The 21524-nt window shown below is 51.5% G+C and carries 15 protein-coding genes and 2 riboswitches; of the genes, 13 read left to right on the plus strand and 2 right to left on the minus strand.

Features of this window, described 5'->3' with window-relative positions:
* Positions 1–60: 60 nt before the first annotated feature.
* Positions 61–1380, minus strand: coding sequence for a glycosyltransferase family 39 protein (locus tag MRBLPE1_RS15800; protein ID WP_364146789.1), 1320 nt, complete (start codon positions 1378–1380; stop codon positions 61–63).
* Between the two features lie 188 nt (positions 1381–1568).
* On the opposite strand from MRBLPE1_RS15800, the gene MRBLPE1_RS15805 reads away from it, so the two are divergent.
* The 12 genes from MRBLPE1_RS15805 to atzF all read left to right on the plus strand — a co-directional run bounded on the left by MRBLPE1_RS15805 (position 1569) and on the right by atzF (position 19092).
* On the plus strand, positions 1569–2348 hold the full coding sequence (locus tag MRBLPE1_RS15805) for a YheC/YheD family protein (RefSeq protein ID WP_364146791.1): 780 nt from the start codon (positions 1569–1571) through the stop codon (positions 2346–2348).
* 163 nt (positions 2349–2511) lie between these two features.
* Positions 2512–3468, plus strand: coding sequence for an ABC transporter permease (locus MRBLPE1_RS15810; protein ID WP_364146793.1), 957 nt, complete (start codon positions 2512–2514; stop codon positions 3466–3468).
* A gap of 34 nt (positions 3469–3502) precedes the next feature.
* Positions 3503–4399 carry a carbohydrate ABC transporter permease gene (locus MRBLPE1_RS15815; protein ID WP_364146795.1) on the plus strand — a complete coding sequence of 299 codons (897 nt, stop codon included), beginning with the start codon at positions 3503–3505 and terminating at the stop codon, positions 4397–4399.
* A 77-nt stretch (positions 4400–4476) separates the two neighbouring features.
* On the plus strand, positions 4477–6147 hold the full coding sequence (locus MRBLPE1_RS15820; RefSeq protein WP_364146797.1) for an extracellular solute-binding protein: 1671 nt from the start codon (positions 4477–4479) through the stop codon (positions 6145–6147).
* Positions 6148–6276: 129 nt separating this feature from the next.
* Entirely contained in the window at positions 6277–7818 is a 1542-nt protein-coding gene (locus MRBLPE1_RS15825; protein ID WP_364146800.1) for a helix-turn-helix domain-containing protein, read from the plus strand.
* Positions 7815–9593, plus strand: a complete 1779-nt coding sequence (locus MRBLPE1_RS15830) for a sensor histidine kinase (RefSeq protein WP_364146802.1) — start codon at positions 7815–7817, stop codon at positions 9591–9593. The genes MRBLPE1_RS15825 and MRBLPE1_RS15830 overlap by 4 nt, the downstream gene beginning before the upstream one ends.
* Before the next feature lie 146 nt (positions 9594–9739).
* A riboswitch (guanidine-I (ykkC/yxkD leader) is annotated at positions 9740–9893 on the plus strand.
* Positions 9894–10022: 129 nt separating this feature from the next.
* On the plus strand, positions 10023–11036 hold the full coding sequence (locus MRBLPE1_RS15835; protein WP_364146805.1) for an ABC transporter substrate-binding protein: 1014 nt from the start codon (positions 10023–10025) through the stop codon (positions 11034–11036).
* Positions 11037–11042: 6 nt separating this feature from the next.
* Complete coding sequence (locus tag MRBLPE1_RS15840) at positions 11043–11849, plus strand: ABC transporter permease (protein ID WP_364146807.1); 807 nt, start codon at positions 11043–11045, stop codon at positions 11847–11849.
* A gap of 55 nt (positions 11850–11904) precedes the next feature.
* Positions 11905–12067: riboswitch (guanidine-I (ykkC/yxkD leader) on the plus strand.
* Between the two features lie 57 nt (positions 12068–12124).
* A complete protein-coding gene (locus MRBLPE1_RS15845; RefSeq protein WP_364146809.1) occupies positions 12125–12844 on the plus strand; it encodes an urea amidolyase associated protein UAAP1 in 720 nt (239 codons plus the stop codon).
* Positions 12845–12877: 33 nt separating this feature from the next.
* Positions 12878–13528: an urea amidolyase associated protein UAAP2 gene (locus MRBLPE1_RS15850; RefSeq protein ID WP_364146811.1), complete on the plus strand. Its 651-nt coding sequence runs from the start codon at positions 12878–12880 to the stop codon at positions 13526–13528.
* 54 nt (positions 13529–13582) lie between these two features.
* A complete protein-coding gene (gene uca, locus MRBLPE1_RS15855) occupies positions 13583–17218 on the plus strand; it encodes an urea carboxylase (protein WP_364146813.1) in 3636 nt (1211 codons plus the stop codon).
* A complete protein-coding gene (gene atzF / locus MRBLPE1_RS15860) occupies positions 17215–19092 on the plus strand; it encodes an allophanate hydrolase (RefSeq protein ID WP_364146815.1) in 1878 nt (625 codons plus the stop codon). Before uca ends, atzF begins: the two co-directional genes overlap by 4 nt.
* Positions 19093–19190: 98 nt before the next feature.
* Here atzF and MRBLPE1_RS15865 read toward each other — a convergent pair whose 3' ends face one another.
* Positions 19191–20069 (minus strand): LysR family transcriptional regulator, encoded by an 879-nt coding sequence (locus tag MRBLPE1_RS15865; protein ID WP_364146818.1) that lies wholly within the window; start codon positions 20067–20069, stop codon positions 19191–19193.
* 110 nt (positions 20070–20179) lie between these two features.
* On the opposite strand from MRBLPE1_RS15865, the gene MRBLPE1_RS15870 reads away from it, so the two are divergent.
* On the plus strand, positions 20180–21460 hold the full coding sequence (locus MRBLPE1_RS15870; RefSeq protein WP_364146819.1) for an adenylosuccinate synthase: 1281 nt from the start codon (positions 20180–20182) through the stop codon (positions 21458–21460).
* The last annotated feature ends 64 nt before the right edge of the window (positions 21461–21524 follow it).

Below are 21524 nucleotides of genomic sequence, written 5' to 3' on the forward strand. Positions count from 1 at the left end.
CATTGCATAGACAGAAACAGAGGCACCTAGCATAGCGCTAGGTGCCTCTGTCATGCCCAATTATGCGGGTTTGTCCTGCAGATTCTTCGCGGAAGGCCCGACAGCCAGTTCCTTCACCGATTGAACGCTGATCACGCGCTCGATTAAGTATGCACCCCCTAGGAAGACAAGGAAAATATTCGGATAGCCGTATCGGGAGAAGGCGACGAATGGAAAATAGATGACGGTAAAATAGGCGAGTGTCAGCAATACGAGCAAATAGGGGATATTGCGCCGGGCAATCGCGTTGACGAGCATAAGCAGTAATCCCGCGGTGCTCATAAGCATCATAATAAAATGAATTAAGACAACAAGCGGATGCGGAATGTTAAATACCGTTTTCCAATAGTAAGGTCCGAGGTAGAGACCGGTAATTTTATCAACCGTGTACCACTTCAGATATTCCATGGGATGATGCTTAAAGCCGTAGCTAATAATTTTTTTGGCAGTGTCCGCCATATCGTCATCTGAGCCTGCGAACAAGCTTGCCCTGTCCGGAGCCGCATACTCAGGGTGAGCATCGAAGAATTGTTTCTCTGGAGCCGCGTTATTGATAAGAGCCCCGAGCAGCATCGGATTTCCGGCGGACTTGGTAAAAGGAATAAATTCGTCGAACGTTATGTAATTCCGGATCCACCATGGGCAGAGCAGCAGCACCATCGTGACGGAGATGATGACCGTATGCTTCACGATTGTTTTCAAAGACACTTTATTAATCAGCCATAATAGAAATAGAACGACGGGAAAAAGACCGGTATGCGGTTTGAAATAACAGCCCATGACGACCAGCACCGCGACGATGATATAATGCTTCGTTTGATTGCTGCGTAACGCCAAGAGACTGAAACAAACCAACAGGATAAAGATCGTCCGGAAAATCGTCTCCGACAATATTACGCCCGATGAGAAAAAATCCGGCAGATAGAAAGCCGATACGATACTCGCGATAAGGGCAGTCCTGCTGTTAAACAATGCATTCGCAAGAACAAAAATCAAATAAACGGAAAAGGCCTGAAGCGCTACCTGCAGCATCCGGAACGCGATAACAGCGGCATCGCCTTGTCCAAAGATCAGCATAAATCCAGACAATACAAAAGGCATCCCGGGCATAATAAAGGAAGAAGGCTCTTCGCCGCTGTTATACGCAAGCGTATGCTTATTCAATAAAATTTTTGCGCTATTGACGTATTTCACGTCATCATTGTTCAGCTTCTCGTAGGAGCCTAGCAAGAAATGATCGCCGTAAAGGAGAACAGACGCGGAACTGATAGCAAAAACAAGAAGAAGGGTAATAAGAAGAGTGATTTTGACCGGTTTTGATACGTGATTCAGTTTAAACAAAACGACACACCTCTCGAATATATTTCTATAGGGATAAACAGAATTTACCTCTATTTCAATTATAACGCATATGGGATGAAAATTGTTTCAGATCCGCAAACTGCCCCGGCTGCTATTTTTGGCGTCTATAAACGGAAGTACAATTGCTTTCTGACCACCGTTCATATAGTAAGATGAGGTGAGCCGGGATGTTCAAAAAAAGATACGCAAGCCGCAGCTTAAGAGGGAAGCTGCGTGTCAGCAAATACTTATCCTCCGAGAAAAAATTGAAGAAGCATATTCCGAAAACGGTCTCGTTTAGCCGAGATCACTTGGAAATGATGCTTAAACGCTTTGATATGCTGTATGTAAAGCCTGATTTCGGTTTTCAAGGCAGGGGGATCAGTAAGCTGAAGAAGGCCGGGTCCGGCTATGAATTATATGAGATAGAAGGTAAGCGCCAAATTCACAAGACATACGCTTCCGTATCCAATGTGTATCGCCGCCTAAAGAAGCAAAGCGCGGGTAAGCTCATTATTCAAAAAGGGATTGCCTTGGACCGGGTGAAGGATCGGCCGTATGACATCCGGGCGATGGTTCAGCGGAAGCCGAAAGGCTCCTGGGTCTGTACGGGCTTTATGGTAAAGGTAGGCGGGCGCAACAAAATCGTAACGAACTATTACCAGGGCGGGGCTATATATACGCTGGAAAAACTAGGCGCGGAGCAGGGGATTTCATCCAAGAAGACGGCTGGACGCGTGCGGAAACTTACGGATACCGCTTTGCAGATTTCGAACGTTTTAAGCAAGCACCGCTCGGGGATGCATGAGCTTGGCATTGACTTTGCCTATGATAAGAAGGGGCATCTATGGGTGCTTGAGGTGAATTCTAGTCATCCGCAATTTCATCCGCTGAAACAACTCGATCCCCCGGCCTATAAAAAAATGAAACGCTTTGCGGCCAGCTACGGCAGGCGCGAAGCCACATAAAAGCAGGCCGGCAAATCGCCGTGCTTGTTTTTTTATGAGCATTAATGATTGCGCTTACCCCGATGATTGAAAAGTATCATTTTTAGTTGTTCAGGCTTCTATTCGTGTTTTGGGTATCGAGCTAGAATACAAGTAGAACAACAAGAGCAAGGGGGATTGAGTAGTGGCGCAGCTATCCGTTAATGAAGAACTCATAACTAAACCAAAAACTAAAAATGCGTTTCTGAAATTTTTGAAGCAAATGGACATCCAATTGATGGTGCTGCCGGCATTGTTTCTCATCATCGTGTTCAGCTACATACCGATGTACGGCGTATTAATGGCTTTTCAGGATTACAGTATTTTCAAAGGCTTTATGGCAAGCGAATGGGTCGGCTTGAAGCATTTTGACATGTTTTTCAGCTCGCCGGAGTTTTTTGAGGTCATGCGAAATACGATTGTCATCAGCTTATTGAAATTTTGCATTGGCTTCCCGGCACCGATCGTACTGGCTTTAATGCTCAATGAAGTGAAAAACATGATGTTCAAGCGTCTCGTGCAGACGGTAAGCTACCTGCCGCACTTTATGTCTTGGGTCATCGTTGCTGGACTCATCATGTCGATGCTTTCTACCGATAATGGCAGCGTTAATATTTTGCTGGAGAAAATGAATTTCATAGAGGAGCCGATCAACTTCCTGTCGCTTCCGGAATTGTTCTGGTCCATCCTTGTCTCCACGGGCGTATGGAAAGAAATCGGCTTCGGCTCCATCGTATATCTCGCGGCTATCGCAAGTATTGATCCAAGCATGTACGAAGCGGCATCCATGGATGGCGCGAGCAAGTTTAAACAGATTTTCTTGATTACCCTGCCTTCGATCATGCCGGTTGTTTTGATCTTCATGATTCTTGCTATCGGCAATCTGCTCAATGCAGGGTTCGAGGACATTCTCCTGCTTGCCGTCAACCCGGTGCTCCGGGATGTGTCCGATGTCATCGATACGTACGTCTATCGGGTGGGAATACAGAGCTCAAGGTACTCTTACGCCACTGCAGTCGGCTTGTTCAAAGCAGTAATCAGCGTCGGACTTCTGACGATGGCGAACTACCTGGCGCGCAGAGCCGGCAGCAGCTTGTGGTAAACTATACAATTAGCCCGGAAAGGCGGAGGATGCAGTGATCAGGCTCAGCTTCGGAGACCGCGTCATGACGGTAACCATCTATATCATACTTACGTTATTAGCTTTTCTTACCTTTTACCCCTTCTGGAATGCGCTCGTCATTTCATTTAATGCCGGCATAGATACGGCTAAGGGCGGCGTAACCTTTTGGCCGCGCACCTGGACGCTTGAGAACTACGGCATCGTATTCAAGGACAAGCGTCTGGTCGGCGCATTTCTAGTCTCGATTGCCAGAACGGTCGTCGGTACGGCGGCATCCATTCTTGTAACGGCCATATTCGCATACGGCATTTCGAAGAAAGAGCTGATGGGCCGCAAGTTTTACATGATTTTATGTATCATCACGATGTATTTCAGCGGCGGGCTTATTCCATCCTTTCTCCTGATTCGCGAGCTTCACCTGATGAATACGTTCTGGGTATTCATTATCCCTTCGCTGGTCAGCGTGTGGAACATGATTATTTTCCGGACCTTCTTCCAAGGCTTGCCCGCAGGTCTCGAGGAATCGGCCAAAATCGATGGAAGCGGCAATTGGGGCATTTTCTTCCGGATCGTCGTTCCGCTCTCCGGACCCGTGATTGCGACACTATCGCTGTTTACCGCTGTTTTTCATTGGAATGACTGGTTTGGTCCAAGCATTTACATCACCAATGAAAAGCTTCTGCCTATACAAACGATGTTAAAGCAGATTTTGAATTCGAACATCGTATCAGACCAAATGTCGCAGCTTGATTCCGCGGCACAAGGGCAACTAGCCAAAATGAGAACGGTGACGAGCAAATCGTTGTCCATGGCGACCATGATGGTAGCCACGATTCCCATTATTATGATTTATCCTTTCGTGCAAAAGTATTTCGTAAAGGGTGTACTGGTCGGCTCCTTGAAAGAGTAGCAGGCAGCGTATGAAAAGCGGTTTAGAGCGAAAGCTTTGAACATATAAAAAAGAGCTTGAAAGGGGATTTTATACAGATGAAAGCGAAAAGTAAACTGCTCGTCCCTATCGTCTCTGCTTTTATGGCCGTTTCTTTATTGGCAGGATGCAGCGGCAACGGCGGTAATTCCGGCAATTCCGGCAACGGAGAAACAGCAAACAACACGGCGGATGCGAATAACAGCAACAAACCGGCGTCGGTTTATGAGCTAGGCAAGGAGCAGCTTGATTTTACGCTTTACGGTCATTATGATTGGTACACAATGCCTGCTTGGGGCGGGGATATTACAAGCACATGGATTAGAGATACGAAGAAAGTCAATGTAAAACCGATCCATTCCGGCGGAGCGGCTCCCCAGAAGCTGAACACAATGATCGCAACCGGCGACCTGCCTGACGCGATCTGGCTGGAGCGTGTCGATGTGGAAAAGCTGCGCAGCGCAGACCTCCTCGTACCTTTCGACGACTACCTGGACAAATATCCTAACTTGAAAAAATGGCTCGGTGAAGAGGGCATCAACATGCTTCGTTCCGAGGACGGCAAGCTCTATCAGTTCCCTAACTGGTACACGAAGCAGCCTAACGGAAACGCCGGCTATGTTGTTAATAAAAAGATTTACGCTGAGCTTGGTTCACCTAAGCTTGAAACAACGGATGATCTATACAATTACTTAAAGCTCGTGAAAGAAAAGTATCCGGACGTAGTTCCTTATGAGCCGCATTTGGCAAAAGACGGACAGGGCCTTGACGTATTGTACTCGGCATTCAAAGAAAATGATCAGAAGTTTCCTGGCATGCGCGCTGTCCCTAACGGCGATAAGCTGACTTCGATCTTCCTTGATCCGCAGTACCGCGAAATGATGCAGTACACGTCGAAGCTGTTCCGCGAGAAATTGATCACGCAGGATGCCATGACGCAAACGATCGATCAAATTACGGAAAAAGTAATGACCGGCCGCGTAGCGGTATTCGCAGCGGCAAGCCCGACGGAAATCGCGATGCAAGCACATGCCGAGCTCGTGAAAAACGATCCGGAAGCGGGATATTTCATGATTTGGCCGATTCACAAAGAAGGCTTGGACAAAGATAAAATTTTCCCTGGCACTTATGGTATGCTTGGTTGGAACGTAACAGTTATTACGAAAAAAGCGAAAAACCCGGAAGCGATTTTCGCTTTCTATGACTGGCTGACAGGCCCTGAAGGCCAAAGCGCATTGATGTGGGGACCTCCAGGCATCTACTGGGATGGCGTAGAAGCGGACGGCGAAACACCGATTTTCACGGACAAATATACATCTGAAGCAGGAGAGATGGCAAAGCTTCAAGGCATTACAACGAACTTGAACTGGGTTGGTAACACCGTATTCATCGACTCAACGAAAGCGAAGTTCGAAGCTACTTTGCCGGTAGAGCAGCAGAACTGGTCGACTCGCTACCAACGTGAAATCACTTGGAAAACGCAATCTAACGCTACGGAGTTCATCAACATTGATCCGCAGCCGGAAACCGAAGAAGGCATTATTCGCCAGCGTATCGAGGATCTCTATCTTGAGGTAAGAGCGAAAGCGTTGTTTGCAAAGGATGACGCGGAAGTGCTGGCTATTCTTGATCAAGCGGAGAAGGATGCGCAATCGGCGGGCTACGATAAGCTGCTGGCGTTCAAAACGGAAAAATGGCAGGCGAATCTTGCAAAAATGAAAGCGGAATAATAGATAGATTTTCATAAAACGGCGGGTATACTAAGATTTTTAGTGTACCCGAGTTTTTTCGTTTCTGTAGAATCTTTTTTTTTTGGCATTAACCTATATCGCGTTTTCCTAATTGGAGCTGAGAACATCATGTATAAAGTATTGCTTGCAGACGACGAGAGGCTGGATTTGGAAGGAATGCGTACCTTTATCCCTTGGCAGGATCTTGGTATGGAGGTTGTCGCGGGGGTACTGAACGGCTTTGACGCCTGTAAAGTGCTGGACGCGGAAAAGATAGACATTATCGTTACCGACGTCCGTATGCCGAATATGACGGGGCTGGAGCTGGCAAGACGCGCGCTTGAGCTGTCCAAGGATATTAAAATTATATTCGTCAGCGGCTATCAGGATTTCAGCTATGTGAAGCAGGCATTATCACTCAACGCTGTTAATTATGTGCTGAAGCCGATGGATGATCAGGAGCTGATTGATTCCTTACTCAAGGTTCGCGAGGATTTGGATCAAGAACGGCAGAGGCAGGATGCTTATTGGCAGATGGTTCCGATCGTTAAGAATGAATATTTGCTGCAGCTCTTGGAAGGGACGAGCAGTGTGCGTACGGTTGAGATCCTGAACCAGGAATATGAAATGAACCGTTTCCGTTATCCGGGAATGGCTGCGGTTATCGAAATTGACGATCGGTCATGGAAGCAAAGCGACGAGAGCGAACCTGAACGGGATGAGATGCAGCAGGTTGTTTCGGTTTGTACGGAGCTTGGCGTAAGGCAAATTTGCAAAATAAGCAAAACCCGCATCGCAATCCTTATCGAGCAAGCGGATAACGGGAATTTGCCGGAGCGGATGATCAGCCATGTAAACGAACAGCATGCTTTTTCGATTACGGCAGGAGTAGGGGAGCAGTGCCGTTCAATCAGCGAGTTGTCCCATTCCTACAAGCAGGCTGTAGAAGCTTTGGATCTGAAAATGTTCTATGGCAAGGGCAGGGTCATTGAATATGGAGAGGTTAGGCCTGCGGAGAAGGAGGATGTGAAGCATCTCGACGCGAAGCTTGAAGCGTTATTTGTAGCGATGTCAGCGTATGAGCTGGTTCGTATTCATGACGAGCTTGATGATTTGTTCCAGATTGCCAAAAGCTTGAAATCAAAGTTTACGCTGCGGAATTATGCGCTCTATATCGTGATGAAGCTTGATAATTATTTGCAAAGAACGAACGAGAACGTGTTCCAGCTCCTCGGCATGGAATTGAATAATTATGAAATTATCATGCAGTTCGAAACCATCAACGACATTCATCTGTGGCTTCGGCGCAGGGTTTATGAAATATCGGAGACGCTGCAGGCGAATAAGTCCAAAAAAAATTGGAAGCTGATCAAGCAAATGATCGATTATATGAAAGAGCGCACGCAGGATAACATCACGCTGCGCGATTTGGCAGAGCAATTTTCGCTCTCGCCGAATTATCTCGGATTGATTTTCAAAGAGGAAACAGGCAAAAACTTCAGCGAATATTTCATCCAGCTGCGCATGGAAGAAGCCTGCCGTCTGCTCAAAACGACCAATATGAAAATATATGAAATCGCGGATCGCGTAGGCTACCGGCACCTGCCTTATTTTAGCAGGCAATTTAAAGAAATGTACGGCATGACGCCGCTGGAGTATAGACGAACATGACCAATCACAAGACGGAGCATCGGTATATGCCTTTCGGCATCAAGCTGATGCTTACCTACAGCTTGTTTATTATCATACCGGTATTGCTGGTCGGCTACGCGGCCAATGTAATCTTTACGAACTCGATTCAAGAGAGAACCCGCGAGATCAATCACGGAACGCTGGAGCAGATGAAGGATAATATTACGTACAAAATGGAGGATATGTCCCGCATCTCGGACATGCTTTATTTTGACAGCAATCTAGCTTCTTATTTACGGCATTACGAGGAAGGCTGGGTCAGCTACGAAGCGACGACGAAGCAGCTCCTGCCCAAAATCCAGACGACGATTGAAGCCGCAAACAACAAAATGCGCCTTGCGGTTTATTTGCACAACGATACGCTGCCGGAGATTTACCATGATTATAAAAATACCGACCCTCTCAACGCAGAAGGGCCTTTGTTCGATTTGTACCATATCACGAGAATTCTGGACAAATCATGGTACCTGAATTACCCGAAGGAGCATTACGGGCAAACCTTGCAATGGAAGCAGGTGGAGGGTGACAGTAAGTTCGGGCATATTTCCTTGCTTAGGCGGCTTGTTAATATGGCGGATCCGATTAGGCTGGAGGAGATTGGCTTTGTAAGGATCAGCCTGAGGCTGACGGACTTGCTGGAGAGCGTCGATTCTGAAAAAATCGGCAAGGGCACGAAGATTTTTGCGATTGACGAGAATCGTAAAATCATGTTTTCCTCCGGAGATTCAGACTATAGGCTTGGCGAAACGTTGAGCGAGGAGAAGATTGCGGACTACTGGGTCATTGACGAAGAGATTCCGCAGCTCAAATGGCATCTTCTTGCGCTTGTCCCGTCGGACATCATGGAGAAGGCGACCAATGACGTCAGGCTTTGGACAGTTCTGATCTGTTTGGCTTGTTATGTGGTGTTTTCACTCGCAGGGTTGTTCATATCCCGGTTTTATTCGCGCAAGGTTTCCAAAATCGTTCGCGTGCTGGATGCGTTCCAAGAAGGCGATTTCCAGAAGAAGATCATGTTTAAAGGAAAGGACGAGTTTACGCGCATTTCTGTCGCTCTTAATGAAATGGGACAAAACATCGATGAATTGATCCAAGAAGTGTATATGACGAATATTAAGAAAAAGGAAGCGGAGCTTGAATCGCTGCAAGCGCAAATTAATCCTCATTTCTTATACAACACCCTTTCATCGATCAGCCGGCTGGCCAAATTCGGCGAAGTGGACAAGCTGCAGCGGATGGTGCTCGATTTGGCCAAATTTTACCGGCTGTCGCTCAATGAAGGCAGAACCGTCATCCCGATCAAAAACGAGCTGGAGCAGGTTGGCGCTTATATTAATATTCAGAAAACCAAATTCGGCGACGGGATGCAGGCTTTGTTTGATATAGACCCTGATATTTTGCGGTTCACGACCGTGAAGCTGATCTTGCAGCCTTTTATAGAAAATGCGTTAGAGCATGCTTGGTACGGAGAACGCATTAATATCCGAATCGTCGGAAAGCTGGCGGACGGGCTGATCACGTTTCAAGTCATAGATGACGGCATCGGCATTCATCCCGATATCCTGCGTCAGCTGTCGGACCCGGTGGAAAGCTTGAACGTCGGGTATGGCATTCGCAATGTAGACGGACGTATCCGGCTTCACTTTGGAGCAGAGTACGGCGTCAGGATCGTGAGCAAAAGGGGAATCGGAACCTCCGTCTGCATCACCATCCCGGCAAAAACAAAAGATAACGACACAGAGCGCCCTATTTAAAATAGGGCGTTTTTTGTGTTTTTTTGATGATATGTAATAAAACCTAACATGTGTATTGACATATCCGTACGTTCCGCACTATAATTCGGTTAAACGTAAGGTTTCGTGACAAATGAATATCGGTTCTCGAGTACATTCGATGAGAACGACAAGCAGTCTAGGGTTCCGTTAACGACGGCTCGGCGCAATGCAAGCAAGCGCCATCACGTAGTTAAGCCTGGTCCAAGAGACGGCGTATAGAAGAGGCGGCCGCAGCGCCTGCTCATCTATATAACACGGAAGGATAAAAGCCTGGGAGATTACTCTCCCGGGCTTTTATTTTTTTTTAGCCTATTGCGTTAATAAACGTAAACGGCGGTCGCCGTCTTTTGGATGCAAAAGCCCGTTTCGCGGTGAATTCTTTAAAAAAAGACGACAGGAGTGGGGAAAATGAAAAAATCACTTAAGGCTGCATCGGTACTAATGCTTATCGTAGCAATGCTAGGGTTGGCCGCATGCTCTGGAAATGTAAAGGAAACGGCGGGAGGGGCAGCAGGCGATCCGGTCACCATTGCCCTTAGTCCATGGCCGGGTTGGTATATGTGGTACTTGGTGGAGGAGAAGGGATTTTTCGAGAAGCATGGCGTAGACGTGAAGCTTGAATTTTTCCCTGTATACAGCGATTCACTGCAAGCGATAGCAGCCGGCAAGGTGGATGCGAACAGCCAAACGCTGAGCGATTCGCTCGCGCCGCTGTCCAAGGGCATTGGCCTCAAGGCCGTCCTTGTCAACGATAATTCCTTCGGCGGCGACGCGATCGTAAGCAAACCTGAGATCCAGTCCATCAAGGACTTAAAGGGGAAGACCGTAGCAACGGAGCTGGGTACCGTGGATCACTTCCTTCTGCTTACCGCGCTAGCGGAGAACGGGATGGATGAAAAGGATATCAAATATGTCAATATGACGGTAAATGACGCCGGTCCGGCTTTTATCTCGGGGAACACGGATGCATCGGTGCTCTGGGAGCCGTTCCAAACGACCGCGGTAAAGCAAGGCAAAGGAAAGGTGCTTTATTCGTCCAAGGAAACACCGGGACTCATTCCTGATTTACTCGTATTCCGTGACTCGGTGGTGAAAAATCGTCCCGGGGACGTACAGAAAATCGTAGATGCTTGGTTCGATGCGCTGGCTTGGTATGAGGCTAACCAAGAGGAAGCGATCAAGCTGCTTGCCGAGAAGGCTGAGACGACGCCGGAGGATTTCAAGCTTGGGCTGGACAGCATTAAGTTATTCGGCAAGGAAGATAACATCAAAGCTTTCGAGAAGCACGAGGATTACACATCGCTTAGCTATACGGGCCTTAAAACGGCCGATTTCCTTTATAAGCTCGACATGGTCGATAAACTCGACAGCGTAGATGAGTTGTTTGACCCTCGGTTTGTCAATCCAAAAGCAGGGAAGTGATAAGCGATGGGAACGCCAACGCCAATACGACGTAAACCGCATAAATTTCAGCTATTCAAAGACATCGGTCCCAAGCCGTTTGCCGTAACGGCGGGTTTTTCCTTCGTTTTGCTGCTGGGGATATGGTCGCTGCTCAGCTATACGGAGACGGTCAGTCCGATCTTTCTGCCAAAGCCTCATGCCGTGCTGGTTCAGCTTATTCTTAATCTCGGCAGTCCGGAGTATTGGGGACATATCGGCATCAGCGTTTTCAGGGTAACGGCAGGCTTCCTATTGGCCTGCGTCATCGCGATTCCTATCGGTGTATTTGCTGGCACCTTCAAATACGGCGAAGCCTTCGTGGAGCCGCCGATGGAATTTATCCGCTATATGCCGGCCGTAGCCTTTATTCCGCTCATTATGGTGTGGGCGGGAATTGGGGAATGGGCAAAGGTGCTGCTAATCTTTATCGGCTGCTTCTTCCAGCTGGTGCTCATGGTATCGGATATTACAAGACGCGTTTCGCATGATCTGCTGCATGCTTCCTTTACGCTTGGCGCGACAAGGTGGAAGGCGATTGAAACGGTTATTATTCCGGCTATTCAGCCTCAGCTGATGAATACGCTGCGCCTCATTTTGGGATGGGCGTGGACTTATCTTGTCGTTGCCGAGCTTGTCGCGGTCAGCAGCGGTCTTGGCTATCAAATTATGAAGGCGCAGCGCTTCTTGAATACGGACGAAATTTTTGTCGGGATCATTGTCATTGGACTGCTTGGCCTCGTGAGCGACCGGATATTCGCTTTTCTAAATCGCCGGCTTTTCCCTTGGGCTTAATCAACGTTAGGGATAGGGACAATTAAATAAAGGTTCTCATGATTGCCATTGAGGACGAAGAGCTGTCTAGGGTTCCGTTGAAGACAGTTGACGAGAAGGGCTTAAGCAATACCATCGTCAGCTTTCAGCAGGTCTGGTCCGAGAGACGGCATATAGCAGGGCGGTTATTCCATAACGCAGCCCGCTATAGTACACGGAAGGACAAAAGCCTGGGAGATTCTCTCCCGGGTTTTCTTTATTTTCAAACCAACCAATTAATCTAGGGGGAAACAGCGATGAGCAGTATTTGGAGTAAAACCATGCAAGCAGGAGGAAAGTGGTCGGGAACGGTCAGCCGGGGGAGATTGCTGCGGTTTACCGCATTGGAAGCGGGGGCAAATCTATCCCTGCTTCTCTATAACGCCAAGGATCTGACGGAACGCTACAATATGCCCGACACGCTAAAAGCGCAGTATACCTCGCATTTAACGAAAGGGAATGTGCTGATGAGCGATAACGGACGGTCGCTGGCCAGCATCGTTGAGGACCAGCTTGGCTGGCACGATACGATAAGCGGATACACAAGCCGCGAAGCCACGGATGCAAAGTATGGCAAGACCGCCTACCAGGAGCTGCGGAACGAATGGCTGCGCAGCGGGCAAGAAAATTTTGCGGTCGAGCTGGTGAGAAACGGTCTGGGCGTGAGGGATCTTGTTCCCGTCGTGAATCTGTTTTCCAAAGTGTTTTGCGATGAGCAGGGCAGCATGCATTTTAGTCCGGAGCATTGCCGGGCCGGGGCAGCCGTAACGATCAGAACCGATATGGATGTGCTGCTCGTGCTGTCGAACACGCCTAACCCGCTCGATCCCGGCAGCGAATATCCGTCCGTTCCCGTTCATTTTGAGGTTTTGGAAGCTGACGCTGCAGCGGAAGATGATTATTGCTTGAACTATCGGCCGGAGAACCGGCGCGCATATGAGAACACGCAGGAATATTACCTGCTTCAAGGTCTATAGGACTTATCAATCATTGATCAGGAGGAATGGCATATGGCTGTTTTTAATCGGGTGGAAAGTCCGCGCAGGGCGGAGGATGCAATATATGATGAAGTGATTGCGGCAGGTGACGGCTGGATGTATGACCTGCAGCCCGGCCAAGTGCTGCGAATCGTTGATTTGGAAGGAAATCAAGCGGCTGACACGTTATTTTACGATGCCGATCATCCGGAGGACCATTATAGCGCGGTAGCGACGATTGCCGGGCAAGGCAATATCTATTTGACGGCAGGAAGCGTGCTGCTCTCCGAATCCGGCAAGGAAATGCTGCGAATCGTTGCGGATACCTGCGGTCGGCATGATACGGTAGGCGGCTCCTGCTCCGCGCAGAGCAATACGGTGCGTTATTCGCATGATAAGCTTCACATGCACAATTGCCGGGATACGTTTATGCTGCAGCTGGCGAAGCGGAACGGGAATTATTCCAAACGGGACTTGGCTCCGAATATTAACTTTTTCATGAACGTGCCGGTTACGGCAGACGGAGGCCTGCAATTCGCGGACGGCGTATCCTCGCCGGGCGCGTATGTCGAGCTTCAATCGCTTTGCCGTACGACGGCGCTGCTCAGCAATTGCCCGCAGCTCAACAATCCGTGCAATGCCTATAATCCAACGCCGGTACGGGTGCTTGTCTGGAATCAATAGCAGCAATCTTCTATATGCAAATACATGATAGTTACTTGGCGAGGAGAGGTTACGATGTTCACGAAAGTATTGATTGCAAACCGCGGCGCTATCGCCGTACGAATAGAGCGCACACTGCGCAGGCTTGGGATTTCTTCGGTTGCTGTATATACGGGAGCCGATCAAGACAGCCTGCATGTCGATCAAGCGGACGAAGCTGTTCTTATCGGGGAAGGTCCAGCCAAAGAAAGTTATTTGAATGCGGAGCTTATTTTGCAAACGGCGCTAGAAACAGGCGCGCAGGCGATTCATCCGGGCTACGGGTTCCTTAGCGAAAATGCGGATTTTGCCCGCGCTTGCCGCGAGCACGGCATTGTATTCATCGGTCCCGCTCCGGAGCAAATGGAGATGTTCGGCCTGAAGCATTCGGCGAGGGAACTCGCCGAGCGGGCAGGCGTTCCGTTATTGCCGGGAACATCGTTGATTACGGAGCTTTCGGAAGCGCTTGAGCAGGCTGGCGAGATCGGCTATCCCGTTATATTGAAAAGCACGGCAGGGGGCGGCGGCATCGGGATGCGGGTTTGCGCCGATGAGGAAGCGCTGCGCTCGGCGTATGACGGCGTAAAGCATTTGGCGGAAACGAACTTCAAAAACGGCGGGTTGTTTTTGGAGAAATATATTGCGAGAGCACGTCATGTCGAGGTGCAAATTTTCGGAAACGGCTTCGGCGAGGTCGTTACGCTCGGCGAACGCGATTGCTCCATTCAGCGCCGCAACCAAAAGGTGATTGAAGAGAGCCCGGCTCCAAATCTGTCGGATGAGGTACGAAATGCGATGTTCGACGCATCGAAGCGTCTCGCGGCGGAAGCAGGCTATCGCAGCGCGGGAACGGTCGAGTATTTGTACGATCCGGAATCCGGAGAATTTTATTTCCTTGAGGTGAATACGCGGCTGCAGGTGGAGCATGGCGTAACCGAGGAGGTGCTGGGCGTAGATCTAGTCGAATGGATGGTTCGGGAGGCGGCGAATGAGCTTACTGATTTGCAATCGCTGGTAAATGCGCCGGTTGGACACAGCATCCAAGCGAGAATCTACGCAGAGGACTGCTTGCAAAATTTCCGGCCAAGTGCGGGACAGCTGGATCAAGCCGTATTTTCGGCTAATGCCCGCAATGAGTCCTGGGTAAGAGACGGCCTTACGGTGACGACGCTTTATGATCCGATGCTGGCCAAAATCATCGTGCATGGCGCCAACCGGGAGGAGGCCATAGGGAAGCTGATTCAGGCGCTTTCCGAAACGAGAATGTATGGCATTACGACGAACCTGCAATACTTGCAGGCGCTGCTCGGAGATCAAGATGTGGCGGACGGCCATGTGTATACGCAGCTGTTAAACGGCTTTGAACCTGCGGAGCATGCGCTTGAAGTAGTCGACGGCGGCGTGCAAACGACGGTGCAGGATTGGCCGGGCCGGGTAGGGCACTGGGATGTCGGCGTACCGCCATGCGGACCGATGGACCCTTATTCCTTCCGCATAGGCAATAAATTGCTCGGCAACGGCGATCATGCCGCCGGCCTTGAGCTTACGCTGCGGGGAGGCTCGTATAAATTCCGCAGCGGCGCATGGTTTTGCGTAACCGGCGCCGATATGCAAGCAGAGCTGGACGGCGTTAAGGTAGAGTCCTACAAGCCGACGTTTGCGGAACGCGGGCAGGTGCTTAGCTTTGGGGAAGCGCAAATGGGCCTGCGTACGTATTTGCTCGTTGCCGGAGGCTTTGATATGCCGCGCATTCTCGGGAGCGCCGCGACCTTCACCCTTGGAGGCTTCGGCGGACACGGCGGCCGTGCGCTGCGCGCGGGCGACGTGCTTGGCGTAAACCAAGGCGCTGAACCGATTGCCTTGGCGGAGCTTGCTCCCGCCGAACGGCCGCAAATGACGCGGGAATGGACGATTGGCGTCATTCCCGGACCGCATTGCACGGGAGAATTCCTGAAACCCGAATATTTAAAGCAGCTGTCGGAGACGGCTTTTGAGGTTCATTTTAACAGCTCGCGCACCGGCGTTCGCCTGATTGGGCCGGCTCCCCTCTGGACGCGGGAGGACGGCGGAGAAGCGGGACTTCACCCCTCGAATATACATGATAATGCCTATGCGGTCGGCACGCTGGATTTGACGGGAGACATGCCGATCCTGCTTGGGCCGGATGGACCAAGCCTCGGCGGGTTCGTGTGTCCGGTTACGACGGCATCGGCGCAGTTCTGGAAAATCGGGCAGCTCCATGCCGGCGATAAAGTGCGGTTCCGGCTGTTGACGCTGGAGGAAGCCGATGAGCTGCGGGACCTGCAGGAGCGTAAACTGGAGGCGATTGGGGGATCCGCGCGCGAGGGCTTGCCGAGCGCAGAGCCGAAGGCGGAAGGTACGGCTCTGACGCCGGATTATCCGCTTCTCGTTAACGAGGCGGAAGGCCGCAGGTTTCCGATCAAAATCCGCTGCAGCGGGGATGAGAATTTGCTTGTGGAATACGGCGAATTAGAGCTGGATCTTCTGCTGCGCTTCCAAGCGCATGCGCTTATGCAAGCCATCGAGCAATCGGGACGTATTCCGGTGCTGGATTTGACGCCGGGCATCCGCTCCTTGCAGGTGCATATCGACCGTTCCAACATTACGGTTAGCGAGGCTTGCTCGATTATTTTGGAGCTGGACAGCATGCTGCCGCCGCTGGAGACGATTCAGGTGCCCTCGCGCATCGTACGCCTGCCGTTGTCCTGGGATGACCCGGCCACGCAGCTTGCGATCGAACGCTACCAGCAAACGGTTCGCCCGGATGCGCCTTGGTGCCCAAGCAATATTGAATTCATTAGGCGTATCAATGGGCTGGAGAGCATCGGGGATGTGCAAAAAATCGTATACGAAGCTAACTATTTGGTGCTTGGATTAGGCGACGTTTACTTGGGCGCTCCGGTTGCAACGCCGGTCGATCCGCGTCATCGCCTGGTCACGACGAAATACAATCCGGCGCGCACGTGGACGCCGGAAAATGCGGTCGGCATCGGCGGCGCCTACATGTGCGTGTACGGGATGGAAGGTCCCGGAGGCTACCAATTCGTTGGACGCACGATCCAAATGTGGAACCGCCTGCGCAGCACGGAAAGCTTTAAACCCGGCAAGCCATGGCTGCTGCGGTTTTTTGACCAAATTCAATTTTATCCCGTGGAGGCCGATGAGCTGCTGAAGCTGCGCGAGGATTTCCTGCGGGGCCGTTATGAAGCGGACATTACGGAAACGACGTTTGATCTTGGCGAGTATTTGAAATTTTTGGGATCGATCGAAGAGAGCGCGGCGGCGTTTAAAGAAAAGCAGCAGGCATCCTTCCAAGCGGAGCGCGAGAGCTGGAAGGAGCTGGGGCTTGCCGAGTATGTTGCGGAGCATGAACCGGAACGGACGGAGCAGGAGGAGGAGCTGCAGGAAGGCGCTGCCGCGATTCGCTGCACAATGCCGGGCAGTGTATGGAAAGTGCTCGTGAGTCCCGGCGAGCGGGTGAAAAAGGGCGATACGCTCATCATTGTGGAAAGCATGAAAATGGAGTTCTCGCAGCAGGCCTCCTGCGACGGCGAGGTATGCTCGGTGCATGTGGGCCCGGGCGATCAAGTCCATGCGGGGCAGCTTATTGTCGGTATTTTGCAGCATAAGGAAACGGAGGCGGTTGTATGACAAAGCGCGGTTTTCCCCTTCATTTGACGATGGAATGGCTTCAAATCGGCTACAAGAGCGGATCGTTGACGCCAGAGGAGGTCATGCTGGAAATTATTCGGCGCGCGGAAGCGGATGCGGGGATGAATGTTTGGATCACGCCTCCGTCGATGGAAGCGATGAAGCCTTATTTGGAAAAGCTGGCTGAGCTGGACCCGGCGGCTGCGCCGCTTTGGGGTATTCCGTTCGCGGTAAAGGATAATATCGATGTAGCCGGCATTCCGACCACGGCTGGCTGCCCGGCATTCGCGTATACGCCGGAGGAACATGCAGCGGTAGTGGAACGGCTGGTAGCCGCAGGGGCAATTCCTCTTGGCAAAACGAACCTCGATCAATTCGCGACAGGCCTTGTCGGTACCCGCAGTCCCTACGGCGAGACGCATAATGCGCTGCGGCCAGAGCTGATCAGCGGCGGCTCGAGCTCCGGCTCGGCCGTCGCGGTAGCCCGCGGCCATGCCGTATTTGCGCTAGGCACGGATACGGCCGGCTCCGGCCGCGTACCCGCTGCGCTGAATGAGCTTGTGGGCTTTAAGCCGAGTCTTGGCTCGTGGCCGGTAAAAGGCGTCGTTCCGGCTTGCGCAAGCCTGGATTGCGTGACGGTATTCGCTCACCGTTTGGAGGAGGCGCTCGTTGCGGACGGCGTAACACGCGGCATACACGAGAACGATCCGTGGTCGCGCGAGGTGAAGCGGCTGCAAGCAAAGCTACCGGCCAAGGTTTGTTTGCCCAAGCAAGCCGTTGCTTTCTACGGGCCGTTCGCTGCGGAGTATGAGCGCGCCTGGCTTGCGGCAATTGGCCGCCTGGAGCAATTGAACCTAACGATTGAGTATGTGGATTACGATTTGTTTTCGGATGCGGCTGCAATTTTGTACGATGGTCCATGGGTTGCGGAGCGCTGGGCAGACTTGAGCGGATTCATCGATTCGAATCCGGGAGCCGCCTTCCCGGTAACCGAACGCATTTTGCGTTCAGGCGCGTCTGCTGAGCATGATGCGGCATCGGTGTTTAACGCCATGCATAAGCTGCAGGCTTATAAGCTTGAGGCGAGAAAGCTGCTGCAGGATGCGGTGCTCGTCATGCCGACCTGCGGCGGAACCTGGACACGGGAGCAGGCGAGAAAGGAGCCTTACAGCACGAACAGCGACATGGGACGTTACACGAACCATTGCAATTTACTCGATTTATGCGCAGCAGCGGTACCTTCGGACGCTGCAGGGGAGCGGCTGCCCTTCGGCATTACGCTGTTCGCGTTAGCAGACAACGAGCATCTGATGATCGAAGCGGCGCGTTCGTTTCTGAGAGGCGGGGAGCAGACTTTTATTGGCGGACCGGCAGCGTCGGAGCAATTAGATCCGGGGCGGGCAGAAAGCTCAGCAGAGGATATCGTTCCCGAGACAGCTGCCCCGAATGGAAAGCGGCAGGAAATGGCTCCTAACGCCGATCATCCCGCGGAGCAATTTATAACCGTAGCGGTGTGCGGTTTGCATATGCGGGGTTATCCGCTTGAGAAGCAAATGATCGGCTTGAATGCGCGTTTCATCCGTGAAGCATGCTCAGCGCCCCGTTACAAACTGGTTAAGCTGCCAACGACGCCAGCGAAACCGGGCATGATCAAGCAGCAGCAGGGCGGCGCAAGCATCGAGCTGGAGCTGTGGGAAATGTCGCCGGCATCCTTCGGGCGATTTACTACCCTCATTCCGGCTCCGCTAGGCATCGGGAAAGTCGAGCTGCTGGACGGCACGGAGGTTTCCGGCTTCGTGTGCGAAGCTTATGCGGCAGCAGAGGCAGAGGATATTACGGAATACGGAGGCTGGCGGCGAATCCCGCAGCCGTAACTGTGGTTAGGGAAGGCTTCCTTCGTCTTGTTCGCGAGATGGAGGAAGCCTTTTTTTACTTACTGCAGCCGCAACTGCCTATGTACATAAAAAAGCGCTTAAGGCAGCAGTTCAAGAAACCGTTTGGCTGCCGAGGAGCTTGGAACGCGGCGAAGCGTAGCGATGCCGATGCTGCGCGCAGGGACGGGAGGATGGAGCGGGATCTCGATCAGCGAGCCGGCGGCGAGCTCTTCTTTTACATATTCACGGATGAGGAAGGCCAGCCCAAAGCCGCTGCGCGCGAATTGGGCGAGCAAATCGAAGCTGCCCAGCTCTAGCTCGGGACTCAGCTTAACGCCATGCGCTTCGGCATATCCGTCCAGGAGACGGCGGGTACCGGCTTCTTTCTCCAAGAGCAGCAAAGGATGCCGGGGAAGATCCGCAAGATCCAATACAGAGCTGCCGAGCGATGAATAAGCATGGCCGCAGGCGAGTATATCCTGTATCTTAGTGCTTTCCCGAAAGTCGAGCTGACTGTCGGAAGCGGGCATGTGCACGATGCCGAAATCGATTTTTCCCTCCTTAAGCAGCGCTATCGTTTCAGGGGTTGTGCGATTGGTCACGCGGATGCGGATGGCTGGATACTCGGAGTGGAAACGCTCCAAATAAGGCAATAAATAATGCTTGCATAACGTATCGCTGGCGCCGATGCTAATTTCGCCGCTCTGCAGATTATGCATTTCGGCAAGCATTTTCTCCCCGGACTCCATGAAGGTATAGGCTTGCTCGATGTAACGGTAAAGCACCTCGCCTTCTGCCGTAAGCTTCACTCCTTTTGCCATGCGAAAAAACAGCTGTCCGCCAAGCTTAGCCTCTAACTGCTTAATGGTATGCGTAACGGCAGGCTGAGTAATATATAGCTGCTCGGCCGCACGCGACAGGCTGCCTGTCTTGGCTGTCCAGTAAAAGACGCGGTACCACTCCATATTAACAATCATGTTCATTACCTCACCTAATAGATGGTATTAGTTATATCAATTATTCTAATACAGTTACAATCATTATAATAAACGTTGTAAGGATTAAACAAGATCGGGAGGCGATTGCTTTGACGGTAACCGCGATAGTTGGAGCGAACTGGGGAGATGAAGGCAAGGGCAAAATGACGGATGCGTTAGCGGCAGCGTCCTCATTTGTCGTTCGGTACCAGGGGGGCAGCAATGCGGGCCATACGATTATAAACAGCTACGGAAAATTTGCGCTTCACATGCTGCCGTCGGGTGTGTTTTATCCGGAAATTACGAACGTTATCGGCCCGGGCACGGCACTCGATATTGACGTGCTGCTGGGAGAACGGGAGGAGCTGCTCCGCAGGGGAGTTCCTGAGCCCCGCATCCGGATATCGGAACGGGCGCAGGTCGTGCTTCCGATTCATCGGCTGTTCGATGAGCTGGAGGAGTCGCGGCTCGGCGATAACGGCTTCGGATCGACCAAGCGCGGAATTGCTCCGTTTTATGCGGATAAATATGCAAAGCTTGGCGTTCAGGTAGCGGATTTATACGATGAGGAACGGCTGCTGCAGCGCCTCGAGCAATCATTGGCGGCGAAAAATATACTTCTCGAGCAGCTGTATAACCGTAAGCCGATTCTCGCGCGCGAGCTGCTGCCTGAGCTGCGCAGCCAAGCGGAGAAGCTGAGTCCGTTCGTTTGCGATACAAGCAGGCTTCTCCATGACGCTTACCGCTCCGGTGAGCCGATTTTGCTGGAGGGACAGCTTGGCGCATTGCGCGACCCCGACCATGGGATTTATCCGTATTCGACCTCTTCATCGACGCTGGCAGGCTTTGCGCCGGTCGGAGCGGGATTGCCGCCGTACGCGATTACGCGAATTATTGCGGTAACCAAAGCGTATTCCAGCTGCGTGGGAGCAGGTCCTTTTGTTAGCGAGCTGACCGGCGAAGCAGCGGATCAGCTGCGCCGATTGGGTGGCGACGCGGGAGAATTCGGAGTAACGACGGGAAGGCCCCGCCGAGTGGGTTGGTTTGATGCGGTTGCTACGCGATACGGCTGCATGCTGCAAGGAGCTACGGAGGCTGCGCTTACGAATCTTGATGTGCTCGGCTACTTAGAGGAAATACCGGTTTGCGTCGGCTATGAATGGGATGGGGAAATCGTGAAGGAGCCGTTTCCCGTAACGGCTAAGCTGCAAGAAGCAAAGCCAGTCTTGGAGCGCCTTCCCGGTTGGAAATGCGACATCTCGCATATACGCAGGTTCGAGGATTTGCCCGAGGCAGCGCAGCAGTATGTTCGCTTCGTAGAAGCTTCCATAGGCGTAAAGGTCGGAAGCGTATCGGTTGGGCCAAAACGCGAGCAGCTTATCACGCTTTAAAACATCGTTGTGCGGCCGGAGCGGACACCTTATCCATTTCGCTAGCACGCGAGGAAAAGGAAAA

It is taken from the genome of Paenibacillus sp. LPE1-1-1.1, assembly GCF_040676435.1.
GTDB lineage: Bacteria > Bacillota > Bacilli > Paenibacillales > Paenibacillaceae > Pristimantibacillus.

Bases quoted from the DNA above. Each gene is read 5' to 3' on its own strand.
- MRBLPE1_RS15845 (WP_364146809.1), top strand. From the start codon at position 12,125: ATGAGCAGTATTTGGAGTAAAACCATGCAAGCAGGAGGAAAGTGGTCG.
- MRBLPE1_RS15865 (WP_364146818.1), bottom strand. From the start codon at position 20,069: ATGATTGTTAATATGGAGTGGTACCGCGTCTTTTACTGGACAGCCAAG.
- MRBLPE1_RS15850 (WP_364146811.1), top strand. From the start codon at position 12,878: ATGGCTGTTTTTAATCGGGTGGAAAGTCCGCGCAGGGCGGAGGATGCA.
- MRBLPE1_RS15805 (WP_364146791.1), top strand. From the start codon at position 1,569: ATGTTCAAAAAAAGATACGCAAGCCGCAGCTTAAGAGGGAAGCTGCGT.
- MRBLPE1_RS15840 (WP_364146807.1), top strand. From the start codon at position 11,043: ATGGGAACGCCAACGCCAATACGACGTAAACCGCATAAATTTCAGCTA.
- MRBLPE1_RS15820 (WP_364146797.1), top strand. From the start codon at position 4,477: ATGAAAGCGAAAAGTAAACTGCTCGTCCCTATCGTCTCTGCTTTTATG.
- MRBLPE1_RS15835 (WP_364146805.1), top strand. From the start codon at position 10,023: ATGAAAAAATCACTTAAGGCTGCATCGGTACTAATGCTTATCGTAGCA.
- uca (WP_364146813.1), top strand. From the start codon at position 13,583: ATGTTCACGAAAGTATTGATTGCAAACCGCGGCGCTATCGCCGTACGA.
- MRBLPE1_RS15825 (WP_364146800.1), top strand. From the start codon at position 6,277: ATGTATAAAGTATTGCTTGCAGACGACGAGAGGCTGGATTTGGAAGGA.
- MRBLPE1_RS15830 (WP_364146802.1), top strand. From the start codon at position 7,815: ATGACCAATCACAAGACGGAGCATCGGTATATGCCTTTCGGCATCAAG.
- atzF (WP_364146815.1), top strand. From the start codon at position 17,215: ATGACAAAGCGCGGTTTTCCCCTTCATTTGACGATGGAATGGCTTCAA.